This is a genomic window from Clostridium hominis (assembly GCF_014287825.1).
In the GTDB taxonomy this organism is placed as follows: Bacteria; Bacillota; Clostridia; order Clostridiales; family Clostridiaceae; genus Clostridium; species Clostridium hominis.
Genome location: NZ_JACOOO010000044.1, coordinates 1 through 25,102 on the forward strand (window position 1 = coordinate 1; position 25,102 = coordinate 25,102).

At 28.7% G+C, this 25,102-nt stretch carries 25 protein-coding genes; all 25 read left to right on the forward strand.

Annotated elements, in window-relative coordinates; all coding sequences use genetic code 11:
• The first annotated feature begins 896 nt into the window (after positions 1 to 896).
• The 25 genes from H8S20_RS18155 to H8S20_RS18275 all read left to right on the forward strand — a co-directional run bounded on the left by H8S20_RS18155 (position 897) and on the right by H8S20_RS18275 (position 25,097).
• Positions 897 to 1,331 (forward strand): phage holin family protein, encoded by a 435-nt coding sequence (locus H8S20_RS18155; protein ID WP_186861012.1) that lies wholly within the window; start codon positions 897 to 899, stop codon positions 1,329 to 1,331.
• Between the two features lie 46 nt (positions 1,332 to 1,377).
• On the forward strand, positions 1,378 to 2,454 hold the full coding sequence (locus tag H8S20_RS20575; protein ID WP_243177778.1) for a peptidoglycan recognition protein family protein: 1,077 nt from the start codon (positions 1,378 to 1,380) through the stop codon (positions 2,452 to 2,454).
• Between the two features lie 143 nt (positions 2,455 to 2,597).
• Positions 2,598 to 3,026: a Panacea domain-containing protein gene (locus tag H8S20_RS18165; RefSeq protein ID WP_186861013.1), complete on the forward strand. Its 429-nt coding sequence runs from the start codon at positions 2,598 to 2,600 to the stop codon at positions 3,024 to 3,026.
• A gap of 10 nt (positions 3,027 to 3,036) precedes the next feature.
• Entirely contained in the window at positions 3,037 to 4,074 is a 1,038-nt protein-coding gene (locus H8S20_RS18170) for a hypothetical protein (RefSeq protein WP_186861014.1), read from the forward strand.
• 205 nt (positions 4,075 to 4,279) lie between these two features.
• Positions 4,280 to 4,399, forward strand: a complete 120-nt coding sequence (locus H8S20_RS18175) for an LPXTG cell wall anchor domain-containing protein (RefSeq protein ID WP_186861015.1) — start codon at positions 4,280 to 4,282, stop codon at positions 4,397 to 4,399.
• 34 nt (positions 4,400 to 4,433) lie between these two features.
• Positions 4,434 to 4,637 carry a hypothetical protein gene (locus H8S20_RS18180; protein WP_186861016.1) on the forward strand — a complete coding sequence of 68 codons (204 nt, stop codon included), beginning with the start codon at positions 4,434 to 4,436 and terminating at the stop codon, positions 4,635 to 4,637.
• Positions 4,638 to 4,704: 67 nt separating this feature from the next.
• A complete protein-coding gene (locus H8S20_RS18185) occupies positions 4,705 to 4,929 on the forward strand; it encodes a PF20097 family protein (protein WP_186861017.1) in 225 nt (74 codons plus the stop codon).
• 379 nt (positions 4,930 to 5,308) lie between these two features.
• Positions 5,309 to 6,031 (forward strand): Ltp family lipoprotein, encoded by a 723-nt coding sequence (locus H8S20_RS18190; protein WP_186861018.1) that lies wholly within the window; start codon positions 5,309 to 5,311, stop codon positions 6,029 to 6,031.
• Between the two features lie 574 nt (positions 6,032 to 6,605).
• Positions 6,606 to 7,166: a hypothetical protein gene (locus tag H8S20_RS18195; RefSeq protein ID WP_186861019.1), complete on the forward strand. Its 561-nt coding sequence runs from the start codon at positions 6,606 to 6,608 to the stop codon at positions 7,164 to 7,166.
• Between the two features lie 231 nt (positions 7,167 to 7,397).
• Complete coding sequence (locus H8S20_RS18200) at positions 7,398 to 8,126, forward strand: GntR family transcriptional regulator (protein ID WP_186861020.1); 729 nt, start codon at positions 7,398 to 7,400, stop codon at positions 8,124 to 8,126.
• 186 nt (positions 8,127 to 8,312) lie between these two features.
• Positions 8,313 to 9,644 (forward strand): class II D-tagatose-bisphosphate aldolase, non-catalytic subunit, encoded by a 1,332-nt coding sequence (locus H8S20_RS18205; RefSeq protein ID WP_186861021.1) that lies wholly within the window; start codon positions 8,313 to 8,315, stop codon positions 9,642 to 9,644.
• 135 nt (positions 9,645 to 9,779) lie between these two features.
• Complete coding sequence (locus H8S20_RS18210) at positions 9,780 to 11,270, forward strand: 4Fe-4S dicluster domain-containing protein (protein WP_186861022.1); 1,491 nt, start codon at positions 9,780 to 9,782, stop codon at positions 11,268 to 11,270.
• 253 nt (positions 11,271 to 11,523) lie between these two features.
• Positions 11,524 to 11,808, forward strand: a complete 285-nt coding sequence (groES, locus tag H8S20_RS18215; protein ID WP_032117154.1) for a co-chaperone GroES — start codon at positions 11,524 to 11,526, stop codon at positions 11,806 to 11,808.
• Positions 11,809 to 11,823: 15 nt separating this feature from the next.
• A complete protein-coding gene (groL, locus tag H8S20_RS18220; RefSeq protein ID WP_186861023.1) occupies positions 11,824 to 13,449 on the forward strand; it encodes a chaperonin GroEL in 1,626 nt (541 codons plus the stop codon).
• Between the two features lie 292 nt (positions 13,450 to 13,741).
• Positions 13,742 to 14,491, forward strand: coding sequence for a prepilin peptidase (locus H8S20_RS18225; protein ID WP_186861024.1), 750 nt, complete (start codon positions 13,742 to 13,744; stop codon positions 14,489 to 14,491).
• Positions 14,492 to 14,550: 59 nt separating this feature from the next.
• Entirely contained in the window at positions 14,551 to 16,242 is a 1,692-nt protein-coding gene (locus H8S20_RS18230; protein WP_186861025.1) for a GspE/PulE family protein, read from the forward strand.
• A 15-nt stretch (positions 16,243 to 16,257) separates the two neighbouring features.
• Positions 16,258 to 17,460, forward strand: coding sequence for a type II secretion system F family protein (locus H8S20_RS18235; protein WP_186861026.1), 1,203 nt, complete (start codon positions 16,258 to 16,260; stop codon positions 17,458 to 17,460).
• Positions 17,461 to 17,515: 55 nt separating this feature from the next.
• Positions 17,516 to 18,001: a prepilin-type N-terminal cleavage/methylation domain-containing protein gene (locus tag H8S20_RS20750; protein WP_186861027.1), complete on the forward strand. Its 486-nt coding sequence runs from the start codon at positions 17,516 to 17,518 to the stop codon at positions 17,999 to 18,001.
• Between the two features lie 130 nt (positions 18,002 to 18,131).
• Positions 18,132 to 18,581, forward strand: a complete 450-nt coding sequence (locus H8S20_RS20755; protein WP_186861028.1) for a prepilin-type N-terminal cleavage/methylation domain-containing protein — start codon at positions 18,132 to 18,134, stop codon at positions 18,579 to 18,581.
• 12 nt (positions 18,582 to 18,593) lie between these two features.
• Positions 18,594 to 19,760 carry a type IV pilus assembly protein PilM gene (gene pilM / locus H8S20_RS18250; protein ID WP_186861029.1) on the forward strand — a complete coding sequence of 389 codons (1,167 nt, stop codon included), beginning with the start codon at positions 18,594 to 18,596 and terminating at the stop codon, positions 19,758 to 19,760.
• Positions 19,761 to 19,769: 9 nt separating this feature from the next.
• Positions 19,770 to 20,318: a PilN domain-containing protein gene (locus H8S20_RS18255; protein ID WP_186861030.1), complete on the forward strand. Its 549-nt coding sequence runs from the start codon at positions 19,770 to 19,772 to the stop codon at positions 20,316 to 20,318.
• A gap of 1 nt (position 20,319) precedes the next feature.
• Positions 20,320 to 21,600, forward strand: coding sequence for a hypothetical protein (locus H8S20_RS18260; RefSeq protein WP_186861031.1), 1,281 nt, complete (start codon positions 20,320 to 20,322; stop codon positions 21,598 to 21,600).
• A gap of 9 nt (positions 21,601 to 21,609) precedes the next feature.
• Positions 21,610 to 22,449, forward strand: coding sequence for a type IV pilus modification PilV family protein (locus H8S20_RS18265; RefSeq protein ID WP_186861032.1), 840 nt, complete (start codon positions 21,610 to 21,612; stop codon positions 22,447 to 22,449).
• Between the two features lie 13 nt (positions 22,450 to 22,462).
• Positions 22,463 to 24,484, forward strand: coding sequence for a hypothetical protein (locus H8S20_RS18270; protein WP_186861033.1), 2,022 nt, complete (start codon positions 22,463 to 22,465; stop codon positions 24,482 to 24,484).
• 4 nt (positions 24,485 to 24,488) lie between these two features.
• Positions 24,489 to 25,097 (forward strand): PilW family protein, encoded by a 609-nt coding sequence (locus H8S20_RS18275; RefSeq protein ID WP_436231605.1) that lies wholly within the window; start codon positions 24,489 to 24,491, stop codon positions 25,095 to 25,097.
• The last annotated feature ends 5 nt before the right edge of the window (positions 25,098 to 25,102 follow it).

Sequence of the window (25,102 nt, forward strand, 5' to 3'; positions counted from 1 at the left end):
ATTGCATATTTAGAAATTAGTAATAAAGGTGTGTGCAAATTATATTGGAGTTCGGCTTATACAAGTAATTATATATATGGAATAATATCATATGTAATTTAGTGCGTACTTGATTAAAAGTGCGCACAAAAAAATAATAGATATAGAATGCATAAATCTGGTGTGTATATTTTTTCTATATCTATTATTCGTACTGGTAAGATGCAGAAGGAGTATACAAACTACATCTTGTTTAGTATAAGTTTTAAATAAATGATAATTATGACAGAGCAAACTATCATATATAATAAAGGAATGTACCTTAATTATATATTGTGTGAAATGTTAAAAAATATTCATAACTTAGAGAATTAGTCTAAATTATTTTAATACAAAAAAATAAAAGGAATGTGTAACATGATTTATATGAGAAATTAGTTAAGATGATTAATGATAAAAAAGAAATGTAGGAAGCAAGTTTATAAAAAATTGATTCCTACATAACATTAGTAGGTGTATAATTGTGGAACATCCATACAATTATTAAAGTAATTGGATGAATATTATAAGATGAACATTATACTATGAAACTTTAATATGAAAATACTAATATTATTGGGAGAATATTGGTTATATAATTAATGTACTCTGGAGAGGAAAAAAGTTTCTCAGGATATATAATAAAAATAGAATTTATTTTAAAATTATCTTTTTAATATGCATTAACTTAGCTTAAAGTTAACTATGATAGGTTGCAATAGTAACTCCTGATCCTATCCATGCAACCCATCGTATATACAAGAGGAATTTAAAGAACCTCGCAAGTATTTTATGAAAAAAGCAAAAATATTATTCAAAAGCTAGATTTTTATAATCTAGCTTATTTTTATACAAAAAAATAAAAGGAAGGTGTAAAAATGGAAAACATATTAAATTATTTTAAAGTAATTGTAGCAACAATAGGAACAGGATTAACGTGGTTATTTGGGAGTTGGGACACTGCATTAGTAGTTTTAATTGCATTTATGGTACTAGATTATATTACAGGGCTCTTAAGAGCTTGGATAAACAAAGAAGTTTCTAGTGATGTAGGACTTAAGGGAATAGCAAGAAAAACAGTTATATTTATAGTTCTTATAGTAGCAGTATTACTGGATAGATTATTAAATACAGGCACATGGGTATTTAGAACTTTAATTTGTTATTTCTACATAGCTAATGAGGGAATAAGTTTATTAGAGAATTGTGCTGGATTAGGATTACCTATACCAGATAAACTAAAAGATGCATTAGCACAGCTTAAAGATGGAGAAAAGAAGGAATTAAATAAAGGTAATTATGAGGGCCAGTAGGCTCTCTTTTTCATAAAATAAATTTAAAAGAAAGAAGGAATGTAAAATGAGTAATAGTAATTTAGTGAATTTTGTAAAATTATCACCAAACTTTACAAGGAGAACAGGTACTATCAAAAAGATAACTATACACCATATGGCCGGCAATCTTTCAGTAGAGACTTGTGGAAATGTTTTTTCAAATCCGCAAAGAGAGGCTAGCTCTAATTATGGAATAGGTACTGATGGAAGAGTTGGTTTATATGTAGAAGAAAGTAATAGAGCGTGGACAAGTTCAAATTATGAAAATGACAATCAAGCTGTAACTATAGAAGTTGCAAATGATGAAATAGGTGGTAATTGGCATGTTTCTGATATAGCTTTAAATAAGTTAATTGAACTTTGTGTAGATATATGCAGAAGAAATGGAATTAGTAAACTAAGCTTTACTGGAGATAAAAATGGGAATTTAACAATGCACAGATATTTTGCTAATACAAATTGTCCTGGACCTTATTTAGAAAGTAGATTTAATTATATTGCTAATGAGGTAAATAAAATATTGAACTGTAGTACTGGAGAAAGTGCTCCTCCAATATCTAAACCAGAAAAGCCACAAGGAAATAAAGAGTATTTATTTTTAAAAGGACATATGACTAAATGGAATGTATATCCTACTAATGTTGCCCCTGTTATTGGTAATCAATGTGGAACATTAAACCCATCTTTATTCGGTGGAATTGAATATGAAATTTTAGGTAAACCACAAAAAGATGTATATACAATTTCAACTAGAGACTATGGGAGAGTAAATGTATATGTTCCTAAAGATAATGACAGTGAGTTTTACACAAAAGGTGGATCAGAAGAACCTAATATTGAAATTCCAAGTCAATCTAATAAAGAATATTTAAATTTAAAATCTCATGTATCAAGTTGGAGAGTATATCCTACTAATGTTGCTCCAGTTATAGCAAATGCTTGTGGAAGTTTAGCACCTAAAACATATGGTGGCCTAAGCTATGAAATTCTAGGTAACCCACAAACTGATGTGTATACTATTCAAACACAAAGTTTTGGAAGAGTTAATATATACGCTCCAAGAGATAATGATTCATCAATAACAAATAATCCAATATATTAAATTTAAGGCTAGGGTTCCGTAATTGGAGCTCTAGCCTTTTTTGTTTTATGATATTGATTAAAGTAGCAATTAGTGGTATTCACAATTAAATATAAATAATATATAATAAGGTAAAAGTATTAAATAGAAAGAGGTGATATAGTATGTTGAATGCAATTTATGTAGCAAATTATGTTATTAATAAGTGTATTGATTTAGGTAGGCCTGTAACTAATTTGCAGTTACAGAAAATACTATATTATGTTCAAGGAGAGTATATAAAGAAAACTAATGGTGAGCCTTTATTTGAGGAAGAGATCGTAGCATGGCCTTATGGACCTGTTGTTCCAGAAGTTTATTTTGAATTTAATGGATATTCATCTAGTGATATTAATATGAAATGTATAGAGGCAGAGCTGCCAGATAATATAAAAGATATAATTGATCCAGTTATAGAGAGAAAAAGTCTTTTAACAGCATGGAAGCTAGTTGAGGATACTCATAATGAGAGTCCGTGGCGAGAGTCATATGTAGAGGGGAGAAAAAATAAAATAACAATAGACGTTATGAAAAGATATTTTGTAAATGGGTAGAGGATGAGATTTGAGCAAAGATGTACAATTAAAAGAATTAATTTCTAAATTAGCAAATGACAATAAATTAGACAAGCAAAAACTTGAAGAATATAAATTAGAGTTTGAAAAGATATATACTGATAATTATAGGCATGAGTATTCACAAGTGACAAAGGTTCTTTTTTCGATAGGTGATGATGAGGGAAGAGCTTTTTTAGCATCGAAAATTAGAGATATAGGCAATTCAATAGATAATATAAATGTTAAAAAAAGAGTTATTAAACTATGGGATCATGTAAACTTAGAAAATATTAGATTAGAAGAACTTAAAAAAATTTCAGTAGAAGCCAATAAAGCCTTTACAGAAGTTAATGATGTGAAAAATAAATATGCTGAAATAGAAGAGAGATGGGAAGTTATAAATGAACAAGCAGCAAAAGTTGATGATAAATTAAAAGAAATGAATAAAGATATTGATAATAGTACAGCAAAATCAATAACAATATTAGGTATTTTTTCAGGTATTGTAATGGCATTTACTGGAGGTCTATCATTTATTGCAAGTTCATTAGAGAAAGTTAATGAAGTAAGTATATATAGGTTAGTTCTAGTTATTATATTATTATCTATGGCTATTTTTAATATAATATTTATGTTGATGTATACAATTGGAAGATTTACTGGTTCATATCTAGGAGGTAATTGCAATTGTGAAAATGTATTTGAAGGATGTGCTGATAAAAAAATAAAGTGTACAGTGGTTAGGTATCCATTAGCGAGTTATTTTAATATAGCATGCTCTTTAGTAATTATGACATTGATATTTCTTTATACAATAGATAGATTTAATTTAATAACAAAACTAATAAGTTATAATATATTTTTAGGAATAATTTCTTTAACATTAATATTTGGGATATATTTATTAGTATTAGTTTTTATTATATTGAAGCTAAGTAAAATTGAATGTGAATATGAATATTTTGAACCAGCAATAGCTAACATTAAATATATTACACAAAGCTTTAGAGGTGGATATAGAAAGAAGGATAAATATAAGAAATAAAATTAATTGATGATTAAACAAGCTAGATACTTTAATTAGTACCTAGCTTTCTTTTATGCAGAAATTAAAGTTTAACCACGCACTCATCTCTCCCAAGAGCTTTAACTTCTACACAGTTAGATTTTTTATTTAATATCAATATATTTACAAAATATGATATAATTAACGTATAAATTTATATACTTAAATCAAGGAGAGGATTTTTATGGAAAGTGTAACAGGAGTATTAGTGACTATTAAAATATCACCGTTATTTGTTGGAATAGGAATAATCTTTGTTATAGGATTAGGGTTATTATTATATATGAAAAAAAGAAATAAGTAATAGTATTAAATGGTTCGTATTTAGGAGGGGTAATATGAGAAAATGTTTGAGATGTGATGAAGTTATGATTGAAGATTATATGCTTAAAACTGAAAATCTTACTGCCGTAGCATCAGTAGTATTAGGTAAAGGTGGCGGTATTTTTTCATCAAACACTAAAGGAAAGGTAAAGGCTGCTGTGTGTCCAAGGTGTGGAGAAATTTCAATATTTTTTGATGAATTAGATAAAATCAAGTAGTGAGTAACTTTAAATTTTAGAGTTAAAATGTAGTATTAAGTTTATGAGTAAAATAGGAGGTTAATTAATGAAATGTCCATATTGTAATGAAGAAATGCAAACTGGAGCAATACATTTTGATGGTATATATCAACCTAAATGGATACCTAATAAGAAAAATACACTATCAATTTTATATCCATTTGTGAATGGAATTAAGTTAGTTGATGACTTACTAGATAGCAAAATAGAGTGTTATTTATGTACTAATTGCAAAAAATTAATTATAGATTTACCTGAACAATCGTACTAGAAAAAGGCTAGGGTTCCGTAATTGGATCTCTAGCCTTTTTTATTAGGGGGATTATGTATAATAGAAAGACACTTTAGATTATGTGCATAAATAAAGATATTTATACACAAATAAAAAAGAGAGCTAAATACGAAATTAAAGTATTTGGCTCTCTTTTTTATGTAAAGGTTAAAGGTATATTAAGCAGTCATCTCTCCGAAGTTCTTTAACGGCTACATTATTAAATTTTAATAAGTCAATAAACTTATCAATACTATTAAAACAGTTCGTAATTTGTCGGAAAGTGTAATAATACTAGATGCTTTGTCGAAAATATTGATAATAGAATGTATATCGTCTAATATTATAATGCGAATATTTGAAGAAGGGGAGTTGTCGAATGGCAAAGATGACACAATGTAAAAGTTGCTCGAAAGAAATAGCGGCTAAGGCTAAGTTTTGTCCAGGCTGCGGAGCAAAAAATAAAAAACCAATATATAAAAGAGTTTGGTTTTGGATAGTAATGTTTTTTATATTAGTTGGAGCGATAGGAGGAGCTGGTGATAATAATTCTATTGCAACTAGTAGTGGGACTAGTAATTCTAATGTAGAATTAAGTCAAAACCAAAAGCCAGAAGAAAAGGTAGAGGATAAAATAGATGATAACGTTCCAAGCGAATACAAGTCTGCTTTAAAGAAAGCTAAGTCATATTCTAGCACTATGAATATGTCTAAGGCAGGAGTATATGACCAGTTGACATCAGAGTATGGAGAGAAGTTTACTGTTGAAGCCGCTCAATATGCTATAGATAATTTAGAAGTAGATTGGAATGAAAATGCATTAAAGAAAGCAGAGTCATACAGTAAGACTATGGATATGTCTAAAGCAGGTGTATATGATCAATTAATATCAGAATATGGAGAAAAGTTTACGGCTGAAGAAGCACAATATGCTGTAGATAATGTACAAGCCGATTGGAACGAGAACGCTTTAAAAAAGGCAAAATCATATCAAGAGACTATGGCTATGTCTCCAAGTGCAATATACGACCAACTAATTTCAGAATATGGAGAAAAGTTTACAGAGGAAGAAGCACAATATGCTATAGATAACTTAAATTAATAAGTTATAGTATTATATAAAAATTAAATATTAAATAAAAAAGCTCTGTATAAACACAGAGCTTTTTAGATTGTACTCCAAGCTAAAATAGCTTAGGGAGAATTAATGAAGAAAGTAAATAAGAAATACTATTTAGAGTATAGCCTGAAAATAAATAGTGTATTCAAATTAAAAATTATTTATTTACCACGTCAAAAATTCGTCAAAAAAATTATAGTGTTTTATATAGAATTATATATAGTGAAAAATGATTAAAGTTAGTATTAATGCGATTTATAGGCAAATATATTTATAAATTTTTATGATTTTATATTTGCTAGAGAAAACAATATAAAACTTTAGAATAGCTAAGAGTTAAGTGTAAAAAAGCAGCGATGGCTGCTTTTTTTATGAGTAATTATATATAATGTTTATAAATTGTTTAGATAAATTATAAAAGAAAAAAGTCCATTATTAACTTTTACTAAAGATATTGAAAAAATGATAAAAAATATACAAATATACATATTATGTTATATAATAAAGACGAGATATGAGTATAAAAGGTATTAATGAATTTAAAGGAGGACATAGTATGAAGTATGTAATAACAGCATTAATCGCAATATTAATAGTTTTAATTTTTTCTTTTACTTTAACAGCATTTATAAACAAGGGAAAGTCTTTCAAAGAGAAGCTGAAAATAACATTTATGTTTAGTTTAGTAATGTTGCCTATAGTATTATTACTTCCAGTAAGTTTATTTGCTACATTTAAAGCATCAGCAGTAATACTTTCTTTAGAAGTAAGTAATTATCAGCTTTTCTTACTATCAATTTTAGGATTATTTATAATATTTATTTGTGATTTTGTAAGTAAGCAAGCTGTAACAAGTATTGGTTCTAATATGCTTTCTAAAAAGTATGGCGATCAAGATTTATCAGAAGAACAGATGCTAGAGATAATAGGTAAAAAGCAAGCTAATATAAAGATATGCAATATTGTTATAATATTCTTAGCTAGTTTAGTTTTGTATATGGCTAGTATGGCTATTATATCAATTGAGTTTACAGGATTATTCTTAGTTATAATATCAATCATTAATATTTTAAATTATCAAGTATTCTTTAGAAGCAGCTATAAAACCGTTAAATAGAAATTAATTAACAATATGTAATTATAGATAATAATTTGTCTAATAATTGCATATTGTATTTTTTTGAGTTTTAGACAAAATTTCTAATATATTTACCTTATAATTATGGAGTGTGAAAAAAGTCTAAAAAAGTCGCTTAAAAAATTATTAAAAACAGAAAATTTTATTGGAATATATTAGAAAATAATTTATAATAACATTAAGTAGTAATTACCAGTTTGGGAGATAAAGATGAAAAGTATTGATAAAAATTTAAAAACACCACTATATTTGCAATTGGTAAATATATTAATAGAAAAAATAGAAAAGAATATGGAAGAGCATGAACAGATTCTTTCTGAAAGAGAGATATGTGATATATATGATGTTAGCAGGACTACAGTTCGTCAGGCACTAGATCAGCTAGAAAAAGAGGGGTATATATATAAAGTTCATGGGAAAGGTACTTTTGTATCACCTAAAAGGTTAAATCAAGATTTAAGTTCTTTTTATTCATTTACAGAAGAAATGAAGAAGTTAGGAAAGAAGCCTAATTCAGAAGTTATAGGATTTGAAATAGTTAATGTTGATGAAAGGATTAGTCGTATATTTAATTTAAATGATGATGAGCTTGTATATAAAATTACTAGAGTAAGAAAAGCTGATGATATACCGATGATGTATGAAATAACCTACTTACCATATAGCTTGTTTGCTGGATTAAGTAAAGATAAATTAGAAACTATTCCTATGTATGAAATATTGGTAGATGAGTTTAATGCAAAACTTACATCAGCTGAGGAGTATTTTGAGCCTATAATCACTAGAAGATTAGAAAGTATATATTTAGAGATACCTGAAGGGGCTCCAAGCTTAAGAATAGAAAGACTTACTTATGATCACGATGTTTTAATAGAATATACAATAGGGGTAGCTCGTGGAGATAAATTTAAATATAGAGTTCAATTACTAAATAAATAAGAATATAAGTTTTATTTGAATAATAAGATTTATTATATACGTTGCAAAAATTAATAAATATTTATTAATGAGTTACAAAGGAGATGATTAAATAAAATAGTGATTTTATGAAACAACTGGTAATTACCTGTTGAAGAGTGGTATTGAGAAAATAAATATTTAATAAATATGAGAGGTGGTTATATTATGCATCCGATTAAAGAATTAGTTTCAAGGTATAAAAGTGGAGAAAAGGCAGGAATATTTTCAGTATGTTCTTCTAATAAATATGTTATAGAAGCAGCTATGGATAGATTAAGAGATAAAGACATGCATCTGCTGATAGAATCTACAGCAAATCAAGTTGATCAGTTTGGTGGATATACAGGAATGACTCCTAAGGATTTTATGAAATATATTCACAATTTAGCAGAGGAAAATAATTTTCCTGTGGATAGAATTATTTTAGGTGGAGATCATCTAGGACCTTTAACATGGACTAAATTAGGTGAAGAAAAAGCTATGGAGAACTCTAAAACGTTAATTAGAGAATATGTATTAGCTGGATTTACAAAAATTCATATAGATACAAGTATGCCTATAATAGGTGATTTTGAAAATGGGGTGTTTGGAGATGAATTGATATCAGAAAGGGCTGCAACTTTATGTAAGGTAGCAGAAGATGCATTTGTAGAACTTTTAAGTGAAAATCCAGAAAGTGTACATCCTGTTTATGTTATAGGTAGTGAAGTTCCAATACCAGGTGGAGCACAAGCTGAAGAAGAGGAAGAAGGGATACCAGTCACTAAGGTAGAAAATTTAGTGAATACAATAGAGACATTTAAGAATGCTTTCGCAAGACATGGAGTAGCAGATGCTTGGCAATATGTTGTTGGAGTTGTAGTTCAACCAGGAGTTGAATTTGGTAGTGAACAAGTATGGCAATATGATAGAGAAAAGGCTATTAAATTATCAGAAGCTTTAAGAGATTATCCAGAACTAATATTTGAAGCTCACTCAACAGATTATCAAACAGATGAATCTTTAAATGAAATGGTTGAAGATGGATTTATAATTTTAAAAGTTGGACCAGCATTAACTTATGGATTTAGAGAAGCTGCTTTTGAATTAAACTTAATGGAAAATGAACTATTAAAATATAATGCTAATCTTGAACTTTCAAAATTTAGAGAAATATTAGAGTTTAATATGGTAAAAAATAATGGATATTGGAAAAATCACTATTCTGGAACTCAAGAAAAGATTAAGTTTGATAGAATATATGGTTTATCAGATAGATGTAGATATTACTTACCAATAGAAGAAGTTAACTATAGTTTAGAAAAAATGATAGATAACTTAAAACAAGTTGATATTCCATTAACTTTGGTAAGTCAGTATATGCATAATCAATATAAGAAGATTAGAAGTGGGAAAATGGAGCTAACAGTAGAAAATTTACTAAAAGATAGAATTGGTGAATATATAGACGATTATATTTATGCTGTTGAAAATCATAAAGTATTGCAAATGAATTAGTTTATATCTTAAAAAACCTTGATTATCAAGGTTTTTTATTGTTAAGAGAAAGTTATCAGAAAATTTAAAATAGTAGTAAAAATAGGTAAATATTGTATAATAGAGTTATAATAATTTATGAAGGGATGTGATTTTATGTTTCAATTTGAAACTCAGCTAAAAAAACTTAAACATGAAGTATTAACCGAAGTAGCTAAACTTGCCAAAAAAGATGAAATATCTTTAGAAAGTATCGAAAAAGTTCCTTATGAGGTTATAAAAGGCGATAAAGCCCAGTATAGATGTTGTGTTTATAAAGAAAGAGCCATTGTTCTAGAGAGAGCAAAACTTGCAGCTGGTTATTTAGCAAATGGAGACAACTTTGATACAGAACTTATAGACATAAGACCGGATGAACAAATTATATATATTATAGAAGCGGCTTGTGACAGATGTCCAATAGATAAATTTAATGTTACAGATTCTTGTAGAAACTGTCTTGCTCATAGATGCAAAGAAGCTTGCAATTTTGGAGCAATAACTATAGTTGGAGGAAGAGCTTATATAAATCAAGAGCTATGTAAAGAATGTGGTATGTGTAAGAGAGCGTGTCCTTATGATGCTATTTCAGAAGTTATGAGACCATGTAAGAGATCATGTCCTACAGGGGCCTTAGATATAAATGAAGAAGATAGAAGAGCAATGATAAAGGAAGAGATATGTGTTAACTGTGGTTCTTGCATGAGATCATGTCCTTTTGGAGCTATATCAGATAAGAGCTTAATAGTTCCTGTAGCTAAGAGACTTGGAAGACATAGAAAGATGTATGCAGTAGTTGCACCAGCTATTACAGGGCAATTTGGACCTACTATGAATTATGGTAAGATAAGAAATGCATTTAAAGCATTAGGGTTTGAGGATATGGTCGAAGCTGCATTAGGAGCCGATGTTGTAACAGTCCATGAAAGTAATGAATTTGTAGAGAGGATGGAAAGAGGAGATAAGTATATGACTAACTCTTGCTGCCCAGGATTCTTAAGCTTTATAGAAAAGACTAATTCAACTGAAAAGGATAGAATATCAGGAACTGTATCTCCAATGGTAGCTACAGCGAGATATATAAAGAGTAAGGAGCCAGATGCTAAAGTAGTATTCGTTGGACCATGTACTGCTAAAAAAGGAGAAGCTGTTAGGTTAGGAGTAAGTGAAGCAGTAGATTATGTTTTAACTTTTGAAGAATTATTAGCTTTATTTGAAGCCTTTGATGTAAATCCTTTTGAAATGGAAGATGAAAATGTAAATGATGCTTCAATATTTGGAAGAGGTTTTGGTATGGCTGGAGGGCTTACAGCAGCAATAAAGAATTATGTATCTGATAGCGGATGTAAAGTTGAGTTTAAACCAGTTCAAGTTTCAGGATTAGATTGTAAAAAGACTATGAATCTTGCTAAGATGGGCAAACTTCCAGGAAACTTTATAGAAGGTATGATGTGTGAAGGTGGATGTATAAATGGTGCAGGAACAATAGTACCACCACTTAGAGCTAGAGGTGCATTTACTAAGATTAATAATGGAACTACAATAAAAGCTGTTCTTAAAAATAACATATTAAATGATTTTGAAGATATAAATCTTGAAAGAGAGTAATAATATAAGAGGGATTGAAAATTCAGTTCCTCTTATATTTTTGCAATAATTTGAAAAATTAAAAAAATGAGTGAAAAAATGAGTTATAATAAAATAAATAGTTCTAACTGGTAATAATTAACCATATTAAGGTAATAATATAAAAAGTAATTGTTGAAAGATTCAGACTAAAAAGATATATTATAAATATAAAGTATTAGCACTCGTTTATAGTGAGTGCTAAAAACAGAATGATATTTTAGGAGGAAATAAAATGAATATAAAACCATTAGGCGATAGAGTAGTAATTAAAAAGTTAGAAGCTGAAACTACAACAAAGAGTGGAATAGTTTTATCAGGATCAGCTAAAGAAAAACCACAAGAAGCAGAAGTTATGGCTGTAGGCCCTGGCGCTATACATGAAGGTAAGAGAATAGATATGGAAGTTAAAGTTGGAGATAAAGTATTATATTCTAAATATGCAGGAACAGAAGTTAAGGTTGGCGGAGAAGAATATACAATATTAAAACAAGACGATATTTTAGCTATAGTTGAATAAGGAGGTATTTGAGAGATGGCAAAGATGATTCAATTTGGAGAAGAAGCAAGAAGAGCAATGCAAGCTGGTGTTGATAAACTAGCTGATACAGTAAAGGTTACTTTAGGACCTAAAGGTAGAAATGTAATATTAGATAAGAAATTTGGTTCACCACTTATAACTAACGATGGTGTATCAATTGCAAGAGAAATAGAATTAGAAGATCCATATGAAAATATGGGAGCTCAATTAGTTAAAGAAGTTGCAACTAAGACTAATGATGTTGCAGGAGATGGTACTACTACAGCTACTCTTTTAGCTCAAGCTATTATAAGAGAAGGGCTAAAGAACGTAACTGCAGGAGCAAATCCAATATTACTTAGAAATGGTATAAGAAAAGCTGTAGAAGTTGCAGTAGAAGAAATTAAGAATAGTTCTAAGCCTGTAAATGGTAAAGAAGATATTGCTAGAGTTGCTGCTATATCTGCTGCAGATAATGAAATAGGTAAGCTTATAGCAGATGCTATGGAAACAGTAGGTAACGAAGGTGTTATAACTGTTGAAGAATCTAAGTCAATGGGTACTGAGCTAGAAGTAGTTGAAGGTATGCAATTTGATAGAGGATATGTATCAGCTTATATGGTAACTGATACAGAAAAGATGGAAGCTGTTTTAGATAATCCACTTATTTTAATAACTGATAAGAAGATTTCTAACATACAAGAAATACTTCCAATATTAGAGCAAATAGTTCAATCAGGAAGAAAGCTTTTAATTATAGCTGAAGATATTGAAGGGGAAGCTATGACTACTTTAGTAGTTAATAAGCTAAGAGGAACTTTCAACTGTGTAGCTGTTAAAGCACCTGGATTTGGAGATAGAAGAAAAGAAATGCTTCAAGATATAGCTACACTTACTGGTGGAGAAGTTATTTCTGAAGAATTAGGAAGAGACTTAAAGGAAGTTACTTTAGAAATGCTTGGAGAAGCAGAAAGTGTTAAAGTATCAAAAGAAAACACTACTGTAGTTAATGGTAGAGGAAGTAAAGATGCTATAAAAGATAGAGTTAATCAAATAAAAACTCAAATCGAAGAAACAACTTCAGAATTTGATAGAGAAAAATTACAAGAGAGATTAGCTAAGCTTGCTGGTGGAGTTGCTGTAATAAAAGTTGGTGCAGCTACAGAAACTGAATTAAAAGAAAGAAAGCTTAGAATTGAAGATGCTTTAGCAGCTACAAAGGCAGCTGTTGAAGAAGGTATAGTATCAGGTGGAGGAACTGCTTATGTTAGCATAATTAACAAAGTAGCTGAATTAACTTCAGATGTTGCAGATACTCAAGTTGGTATAAATATAATCTTAAGAGCTTTAGAAGAGCCAATGAGACAAATAGCTACAAATGCAGGAGATGAAGCTTCTGTTATAGTAGATAAAGTTAAGAATAGCGAAAATGGAATTGGATACGATGCTTTACATGGTGAATATGTAAATATGATTAAAGCTGGTATAGTTGATCCAACTAAGGTTACAAGATCAGCACTTCAAAATGCTGCGTCAGTAGCATCTACATTCCTAACAACTGAAGCTGCAGTTGTTGATATTCCAGCAAAAGAACCTGCAATGCCAGCACCAGGAATGGGTGGAATGGACGGAATGTACTAAAATTAGTTAATAATTAAAAGTTTATAGTTAAGAGTTTTTAAAGAAACTGCCGTAAAGCAGTTTCTTTTTTTATACTATTTTCCATTTAAAGCCTAAAAAGTGTTAATAAATCCATTGTTTGATATAAAGTTTAATATAAAGTTTAATATAAATAAAATAAACTTAGAAAAGAATTTTTGTAGAAAAAAGTTATCGACAAATAATAATTTTACGTAGAAGTAATGTTTTTTTACGTGTATAATCTTAGGGGAACTTAGGGAAAAAATAACTTTTGTGGAAAAGGTGATAAATTTTGGAGTTATTCTTTGTTGTATTATTTGGATTGTGCATAGGAAGTTTTTTGAATGTTTGTATATATAGAATTGCAAGGGAAGAATCTATATCCTTTCCACCGTCACATTGCACAAAGTGTGGATATGAACTTAAAGTCAAGGATTTAGTTCCAGTTTTAAGTTATGTTTTTTTAGGTGGAAAATGTAGAGCTTGTAAAGAAAAAATAAGTATTAAATATCCATTAGTAGAAATATTAAATGCTTTATTATATGTAGTAATTTACTTGAACTATGGATTGAACTTTGAGTTTTTTAAGTTTATAATTTTTGCTTCATTAATGATAGTAATAGGATTTATTGATTTTGAAACAAAATATGTATTCAATTCAACAGTTGTTTTTGGAGTAGTAAGTGGAATTATATTTCTAATAGCTGAATGGATAATTACTAAAAATATTCCTTGGACCAATCTTGCAGGAGCAGCTATAGGATTTGGTGTCATATGGGCTATAGTTACTTTAACTGGAGGAATGGGTGAAGGTGATATAGATATAGCACTTATATGTGGATTATTTGTAGGTATTAAAGGAATAATAGTTACTATATTTTTAGCTTTCATATTTGGAGGATTAGTAGGGGCAATTATATTAATATTAAAACTGAAAGATAGAAAAGCCGAGATAGCTTTTGGACCATATTTAGCTATAGGGGGAATAATAGCTTCAGCTTATGGAAGTAGATTAATAGAGTATTACTTGGCGTTATTTTAGTAATTAATAATAACAGTTAAATATAAATAGAAGTGAAATAAGTATTTAGGAGGTATTTGATGGCGTTAGGTGAAAAACGTAGGTTAGGTGATATATTAGTTGATGCCGGGAAAATAACAATATATCAATTACAAGAGGCTTTAAAATCTCAAAGAGTTTTAGGGAAGAAGCTTGGAGAGGTATTAGTAGAGAGTAGGATAATTAGTGAAGAAGATATAATTGAAGCTATCGAAACTCAAACAGGAATAGAAAAGATAGATTTGAATAGTATTAAATTTGATAATAAAACGTTAAATTTAGTTACAGAAAATTTATGTAGAAGACATGTATTAATACCTTTTGGTTTTAAGAATAATAAAATTCAAATAGCTATGTTTGATCCATTAAACATATTTGCTATAGATGATGTAAATATATCAACAGGTATAGAACCAGAAATTTATATATCATCAAAAAGTGATATACAAAAATTTATAGACCTTAACTATAGCACAGAGCAAGTTTTTAAGGCAGCTCAAGAGCTTACTAAAGAAACATTAGAATCTAAGAATGCAGTTGATAATATTGAGGAAATTGATGATGTTAAGAATGCTCCAGTTGTTAAAATGATAGATTATATGTTTAAAAACTCTATAGAGATGAGAGCATCAGATATACATATAGAACCTTTTGAAAAGGAAATCAGAATAAGATATAGAATAGATGGTGAACTCCAAACTGTTAATACATTAGGAATAGAGAGTTTAGCTTCATTAGTAGCTAGAATTAAAATACTAGCTGGGCTTAATATAGCTGAAAAGAGAATACCACAAGATGGAAGAATTATTACTAGAGTAGGTAATAATGATGTTGACCTGAGAGTTTCTATTTTACCAGTAGTTAGTGGAGAAAAAATAGTTATAAGAATACTTAATAGAAGTAGTTATAAATTAGGAAAAGAACGTTTAGGTATGAATGAAAATAATCTTAATAAACTTAAGAATATAATTTCTAATCCTCATGGTATTGTTTTAGTTACTGGACCAACAGGAAGTGGTAAATCAACTACACTTTATACTGTGCTAAATGAGTTAAATTCAGATGATGTTAATATTGTTACAATTGAAGATCCTGTTGAGTATACATTGGATGGTATAAATCAAGTTAATGTTAATTCAAAATCAGGTATGACATTTGCCTCAGGACTTAGAAGTATTCTTAGGCAAGACCCAGATATTGTAATGATAGGTGAAATCAGAGATGAAGAGACTGCTCAAATAGCAGTAAAGGCAGCTATAACAGGTCACTTAGTTTTAAGTACATTACATACAAATGATTCAGCATCATCTATAACAAGACTTATTGAGATGGGGATTGAACCATACTTAGTATCAACATCTATATGTGGGGTTATTGCGCAAAGACTTGTAAGAAGAATTTGTCCTTACTGTAAGCAAGCTTATGAAGCTACTGATTATGAAAAGAAGATTTTAATAGGTGATATAAAAGAAAATCTTACTTTACATGAAGGACAAGGTTGCGGACATTGCAATGGGACAGGCTATTTAGATAGAATTGGTGTCTATGAGATTATGGATATAACTAGAAAACATAGGGATTTAATAAATGAAACTAAAAATCCAAATGTTCTTAAAGACTTATCTTTAGAAAATGGAATGACTACACTAGGGCAAGAGTGTAGAGATTTAGTTTTAAAAGGAATAACTACGATAAATGAACTTGCTACGATTACTTTATTAAGTGATATATAAAGGTGGTAATGAATAATGGCAAAGTTTAAATATAGAGCCATGAGTGGTAATGGTAAAAAGATTGAAGGAAATCATGTTGCCAATTCAAGAGATGAAGTTATTCAAATGATAACTTCTAATGGATATTATCCACTTATGATAGAAGAAGTAGTAGAAAGTACTAATATCGAATTAGGATTTGGTGAGAAAGTAACAACTAAAGATATTGCCATATTCTGTAGACAACTATATACAATGATTGATGCAGGAGTATCTATAAATAGATCTTTAAATATTATGGCAAACCAGCTTACTAATAAAAAACTTAGAAAAGTGACAGTTCAAATAGAAGAAGATGTTAAAAAAGGGGAGATGTTATCAGCGGCAATAAAAAAGCATGATGATGTATTTCCACAGCTTCTTATAAGTATGGTTGAGTCAGGAGAAATAAGTGGTAACCTTGATACTATGATGTTAAGAATGTCTACTCACTTTGAAAAAGAAAATAAGTTAAATAATAAAATAAAAACTGCAATGACATATCCAACTGTATTAGGGATTGTAGCAGTATGTGCTGTAATGTTTATTATGACATTTGTAATGCCTACATTTATAGAGATGTTTGAAAGTGAAGGAGTAGTTTTGCCACTTTCAACTCAAATACTAATTAATTTAAGTAGTATATTACAGAAAAATATATTATTCATAATAGTTATAATTATATGCTTCTTTGTAGCATTTAAATTTTACAGTAGAACAAATCATGGAATATATACAATAAGTAAATTGAAATTACATTTACCTATAATAGGAGAATTAAATAAAAAGATAATAGTTTCAAGATTTACAAGAACATTATCTACACTAATTGCCAGTGGGGTATCATTAGTCCACTCGTTACCTGTAGTTGCAGGAGTTCTTGAAAATAAGATTGCAGAAGATGCAATTAATAAAGTAAGAGAAGAAGTTACAAAAGGTGAAGGGTTAAGTGAACCAATAAAAGAAGCAGGAATATTCCCAGAAATGTTATCTTCAATGATAAATATAGGAGAAGAAACGGGACAACTTGATGAAATACTAAACAAAACAGCAGACTTCTATGATGATGAAGTAGAACAAGCAATTCAAACAACAACAGCATTAATAGAGCCATTACTTATAGTTGTAATGGGACTTGTAATAGGATTTATAGTAATTTCAATAATGCTACCAATGTTTGATATGTACACACAAATGTAGATTTTAATTAAAAGTTAAAATAAATAAAAAAATACATAATAGGAGGGTTTTTATAATGATTAAAAACTTAAAAAACAAGAAAAAAGGATTTACTCTTATCGAGTTAATAATTGTTATTGCTATTATAGGCATTTTGGCTGCAATAGCATTACCAAAGTTCGGTGAAGTTAGAAAGAATGCTAATATTAAGGCTGATATAGCAAATGGTAAAACTATTGCGGGAGCTGTAACAACTTTAATGGCAGAAGAAAAAATAATTATTGGAAGTAAGGAGTTTGTAATAGGTAATGGAACAGTAACTGATGGATCAGTTGCACCTGCTACAGGTGAATCAACAACATTACTAGGGTATCTACAATCAGCTCCAACACCAAAAGTAAGTAAGACAAATAATAGATTTGTTGTTAAGGTAACTGCTGATGGAAATGTAACTGTTCATGCGGCACCAGAAGCAACCACAGGAAATGGATTAGATACAAGTAATCAAGTTTATCCAGAGGTAACACCAGCCTCAGGACATCCATATTATCCAAACAATTAATAATATCTAATTATGAAAGTGTAAAAAGTACTTTACACTTTCATATTATTAACATTATCAATACTTAAGATATTCATAATATTAATAATATGAAAGCAATAATTGATTTAAAGACGGTAGGAGAATAGGTATGTGTAAAGATAAAAAAAGGGCATTTACTCTTGTTGAATTAATAATAGTTATAGCTATTATAGGAATACTAGCAGCGATAGCATTGCCTAAGTTTGGAGAAGTAAGAAAAAATGCTAATATCAATGCAGATATAGCTAATGCAAAGATAATAGCTGAGGCAACTAATGTGTTGTTAGCAGAAGATAAAATAACTCCGTTTAATGAAGATGGAGATTATACTGGTAATTTATTTGTTGGAGATAGTGATGGAGATAGTGGAGCCTTGACAAGCTATTTACAATCGGATATCAAAGGTAAATATACAAAGGATGGAGACTTTGTAGTTCAAATTTTTCCTGACTTATCAGTGCAGGTATATATTTATCCTATAGAAGGTAATTCTAATTTAATTAATATATATCCAAGACCAACAAAGGCTCAGCAACCTAATAATCCATATGCAGAATAAAGAGGTGAAAAAATGTCAGAAGAAAAGAAAAAAGTCTTTAATTTTTCTAAGTTGAAAGAAATAGGACAAATGGATATTAAGGATTTAACTAAAGGCTTAAAAGTCAAAAAGGTAGATGTTAAGATTCCTGTTAAAAGAGAAAAGTCTAGAAATGTTATAAGCTTTGATATAGGTGCATCATCTATAAAGATGGTCACAGGAAAGTATAGTAGAGAAAAGTTAGTTATAAATAAATGTATTGATATAATAACTCCAGATGGTGTTATTAATGATGGGAGAATAGTAAACCAAGATACATTAAAAGATATAATTAAGTTTTCTTTAAATGAAAATAAAATAAAAGCTCAAGATGTGATTATAACTACAAATTCATCTCTTGTAATCAACAGAGAAATAGTTATTCCTAAAGTTGAAGCTGATGAGATAGATACTGTTATAAGATATGAGATTCAGCAATACTTACCCATAAATCTAGATGATTATATACTTCAATTTATAATTTTAGAGGAATTAGAAGATGAATCTGGTCAAAAACTTAAGGTTAATGTTATTGCTTATCCGGATAAGATAGCACGAGGATATTATGATTTAATAAATTCTCTAGGGTTAACTCCATATGTATTAGATGTAACTTATAACTCAATTAATAAGATAGCTAATTATTCGGAATTATCAAAGGTAGGAGATAAAGGTACTGTTGCTTTTGTTGATATGGGTGGAAACTCTGTTAATGTAACTGTATTGAAAGATGGTAAATTAGACTTTACAAGAATGATAAAAATTGGTGGAGATAATATCGATTTTGCATTAAGTCAAAAGTTAAATATGTCAGTAAAATCAACAGAATCTATTAAGATTGAAAAGGGAAAGTTACTTGATATAAAAGACGATGATGTTATAAATAATGCATTAAAAATATGCATAGATGAGATAGTGATGGATTTAGAGAGAATAATAAAATTCTATTCGAATAAGTCTGTAGGAAATAAGATAGACAAAATATTTGTTTATGGTGGTACTTCCAATATAAAAGGAATAGATAATTATCTAGAAGAGAAGTTCGATATAAAAACAGAAAAAATAGATAAATTAAACAATATAGAATTTGCATCTAAAGAATTAAAGGAACTTTCTATGGAACAATACTTAAATGCCATTGGTGCAATTATAAGATTATAAGGAGGAGTTATGAGAAGAGATATTAACTTTTTTAGTCCTTATCAAGGAAAGAAAAAAGAACGAAAAAACCAAAATATATATACATACTCCTTATTAGGTTTTATGGCAGTATTTATAGGAGGAACTTTAGCTTTAAATACATTCAACTTATTAAGAGTAGAGAAAAGTATTAAAGGTTATCAAGCTAAATTAAATGATCCAACTATTCAAGAAAAAGTTCAAGAAGCTGATAAAGTAGCAACGGAATTAGATATATTAAGTAGATATGAAAAAGATCTTACTAGTATATATAAAGGTGTTGAAAGTAGAGATGTAGTATCTAATGAGATATTAAATATGATAAGTTCAACTTTGCCTACAGAAGTAAGCTTTAATAGTCTTAATGTAACAAATACAGAAATTACAATACAGGCTACTTCAAGCAATAGAACTGCTATTGCTGAAGTTCAATATAATTTAAAACAGCTTAATAATATCCAAGAAGTATATATTGGAGCTATATCAGGAGATACAAAATATACTTTTGATATAAGATGTACGTTAAAGGATGGTGAATAATATGAAGGTTAGTAAGAAGGAAAAATTTCTATTAGGTATATTACTAACAATATTAATAAGTGTTGTTTACTATCAATTTATTTATACAAGTCAAGTTGAAAAGTTAAATACCAAGAAGCAAGAGCTAGTAGAAATAGAAAATAAATATAATGAAACTATGCAGGTTATAGCAAACTTAGAAAATAAGAAATCACAAATTAAAGTTATAAATTCAAATATATCTGAAAAGTCAGCTATATTTTATCCAACTTTATTACAAGAGAAAATTATATTAGAGATAGATACTTTAATTACAGCAAGTGGATTAAAAGCTAATATATCATTTAGTCCAATAGAAGTTGCTACTATTGAAACATTATCAGCACCAGAAGTTAAGAAGCAAGATAGTTCTCTGCAAGCTATAGCAGATGATTATAACAATAAAGATGGGCAAACTATGGTAGTGGATAACAAAGAAGTAGAAAACAATGTTATATTAAGCAATGGTGAAAATGAGTCACAAGATACAACTACTGAAAGCTCAGAAACTCTATCAGAAGGTGGAGCTACAGCTGAGCAATTAAAGTTAGGAATAAGCTTTAATGGAACTTATGATTCCTTAAAAAGATTTATTGGTTTAATTGAGGAATATGGCAAGAAGATTAATATAACTAACATTGCGATTACTCCAAGTTCTCAAACTGATATTACAGGAAGTATGAACTTAGAATTCTATGGAATTCCAAAGCTTGGAGAAGCGGATATGGAATACTTGAAGTGGGAACTAGATAACACTTATGGAAAAGATACACCTTTTTCAGTAGCAGCAGCAAGTGGTGCATATAACTCAACTATTGAGCAATTAGGTGAAAATGCAGATATTAATGACTTTGTAATGTTATTAAGATCAGCAGCTTCAGATTTACCAACATTAACTTTAGGAAAAGCTAACGATACAGATAGAAAAACATATCTTTATTCTGATAACGTAAAAGTAGAAGAAGTGGAAATAGAATTTAATGAGTTAGATGGAAAGATATATTACAAGTACAAAACTACAGCAGGATATTATCCTAAAGATAATACTTCTACTGGAGAAGAGTTTAATGCAAAGTCAGATAACATAGTATTAAATATATTAAGTGAAGCAAGAGTTGGAACTGAAGATAATTCACAAGTAAAGCTAAAAGTTATCAACAATACAAACAAAAAAGTTGAAGTAGTTGTTGAAAAAGATGATACATCTAATCCTAGAATTGAGATTCAAGCTGAAGGTAACTCAGTTAATGTTACGAAGAAGTAGGTGTTACAAATGAAGATAATAAGATTAAAGAAAAAAGGGATGACATTAATAGAGGCAATCATTAGTGTTGCCCTTTTATCAATTTTAATTGTCCCAGTATCGACAATGGTAATAAATTTTGTTAATACTACTAAAAATGCAGCTATGAAACAGGAGGCTACATTTATAGGGCAAAAACTTTTAGAAGAAATTAAGGCCTATGAGGAAATTAATTTAAAAGGAACTGATAAATTTCAGTTATTAGATGGAGAATTTATAAAAAAAGAAAATGATGTTTCAAAGGGATATGATTATTATGGAAGCTTTAAAAGAAGTGGATTTAATGTTGAAATAAAACTAATTAAAAATAATAGCTTTGACTATGAGGTTATAGATAAAACAAGATATGAATTTAAGATAAATGATAATGAAATAATAAATAACTTAGGTACTGTTTATAATTTAGATCCTTCAAAAGAGTTATATCTAGAAATAAATGGAGAAATAGCAACTGTTTCAAATGAAGAAGTAGGAAATACTCCTGTAACTCAAAGTTTTGAAAATAATAAAGTTATCATAGAGTTAGATAAAGAATTTAGTAAGAATATTAGATTAAATATAAATAATAATTCGGCGACTGATATTAGTGTATATGTAAAAAAGTTTAACACTACATTAGGGGATATAGTATTTAATAAAATTACAGGAATTGGAGGAGTAAAAAGTATTATAAATACTATTGATGAATCAGAAAATGGTAAATTAGATGTAGTTCTAGGGGATTTATATGAAATAAATGTATTAGTTTCAAATGGCGGAGACAAAAAGTTTAGGGGGCAATCAATGTCTAATATTGTTTTTAAAAGATAGGTGGTGGATATAATTGAGCAATAAAAAGAGTGGGTCAAGTTTAATAGTTGTTACTATTGTGATGGGAATATTGTTCACAACGGGAACAGCATTGCTAGGGTTAACTGCTAGTGATTATAAAGTTAGAATAAATGAAAGTAAAAGGGTAGAAAATTTATATGCATCAGACTCAGGATTAGATGTAACATATAATATAATAGCTAAAGCATCCCAAGCTGCAATAAAAAACTCAACAGTAAAGTTAAGTGAGCAAATAAATATTAAGTTAAAAAATGAAGAAGGAGTTAAAAATGAAATTAATGAGAGGTTTAAAGAGAGTTTTATAAACTTCTTAGGAGAAGATGAAACAGGAGTGTTAGGACAAGCTATTATTCATAATCAAATACCAAATTTAAGAGATGATTTAAAAGCTATTGATAGTTGGGAGCAAATAGATAAAAAGTCAACTATAAGTATTGAGGAGTATAGATGTGAAGATAATACAATTACAGTAGTTATAGAGTCGGCATTTAAAACAGAGTCAATAGATAATACAAAATTAAAAAATGAAAAGAAAATTAAAACAACTTACGTTGTTAGTGCACCAGATTATAAAGATAATATTATGACAGAAAGTGAAGTAGTAACTGTTAATATATACCCAGTTTTTAATGAAAAAATAATTACAGCAGATGGAAATCTAAAGATAAATGGGAATATTGATTTTAAAGGTGATATATGGGTAAAGGGTAATGATGATGAGCCTATAGTAGATTTATCATACGATAAGTATAAAGAAGGTATTTTAATTAATAATGGACAAGTTGAACTTGATGGAAATATATATACTTCAAAGACTTTAAATTTAACTGATAAATCTAAGTTGAATCTAAATGAGGACATATATGCTTTTAATACTTATTTAGGAAGAACAGCAAGAGGAACACTTGATGGTACAAATATAAAATTAAAAGCTGATGATATGGTATTAATAAATGATTTAACTCTTAATACAAATTTTAATAATGAAGATAGTTTAGATAAGTCACAAGTTGATTTAAATAACTTTTATGGAATTGATAAGGTTGTTGAAAATCCAACAACGGCTAATATGGCTTTAGAGTCAAGTAGTATTATAGTTAATGATTTTGGAGCAACATTAAATATAAAAGATTCAGCATATATTTCAGGGGTTGCTTATATCGATACCAATAAAGGGGCAGAAAATGGTGATAAATATCAAACAGGAGAGTCTGTGGCAGTTAAAGGAAACTATAAAGCGTACACGGAGGTTCTACCAGGATATGAGGATAAAGTAACTATAAATTATTACAATCCACTACAGCTTATTGAGACAATAGAAAATGATGGGTCGGTTAGCGCAAAAGGAGAGTATTTTATAAAGTATTATGAAAAAAATAGTACTTTAAATTCAGCTGGAATAACTTTACCTAAGAACACATATGCATCAGGTGTTTACGTAAGTAATGGAGAAGTTGGTAAAAATTCTATATCTGCTGAAGATCAAAAATTATTAAATGATAAAAAAGATGATTATGATAAATATGTAGTTCATATGGGACTAAAAGATGAAGAAAATAAAAACGTTATAAATAAAATTAATTGGGCAGAAATTGAAAGGGTTAATACTGAGTTGTTAAACTATCAATATGGAAAAGTAATTTTAAATAATAATGAAAATGAGAAGATTGTTATTAGAAATAACATATATAAAGGTGAAACTTTAGACAAAGTATTAATAGTATCTAAGGGAGATGTGGTTTTAGAAGGAAATATAAATTTAACAGGAAATATAATTTCAGCAAAGAATGTTGAGATTAAAGCTTCTAAAAATGAAAATTTCTTAAATTACAATTATGAAGATACATTGAAGATGATTGCAGCTAATTATGATGCTTTAAAAAATTTATTTGTAGGTGTTACTATAAATAGTCAAACCGTAAATGTAGGGGATAAAGTTGTTATTAATAGTGATTCTAATGGATATGAAGTTAAAAGTTATTTAACTACAAAAAATTGGAGAATATTAAAGTAAAGAGGTGAAGTATTTGAAAACAAAAGCAAGTGGTTTTACAGTTATTGAATTAATAATAACTTTAGCTATTACAGTAATGGTTTTAGGAGTAGCATATACATTTTTCTTTTCAAATAGCAAAACTCTTTCAACAACAGAAATTAAATTACAATTACAAACAGAAGCAGAAGAATTAGAAAAGCTATTAATTAACTTGGGTACTCATGCTAATGGAATAAATAGCATTGATGGTCAACTAGCGGACCATGTGAGTAATAAATATAATTCACTTCCACAAGGGTCAAATGAAAAAGATAAATATAAAAGAGATATTACGGAAATTAGACTTACCTATGATGATGGTAAAAAAGTTGCCTTTAAAATAAATAACAGTAATTTAACTGTATCAATTGAAGATGAAAATGGGCAAATAATTGATGATATAGGAGTTATATCTAGAAATATTGAAGAATTTAAAATAAGACCGTTAGATGTGAGAATGGTAGGGAATTTGGAAGTTGCAACCTATAAAGATGCTCCTGGGTTAGAATTTGATATAACCTTGAGTAAGAAAAAAGGTTACTCTGATGTTGAGTATAACGTAAGTACAATAGTTAAATTTAGAAATAAATAGGGGGT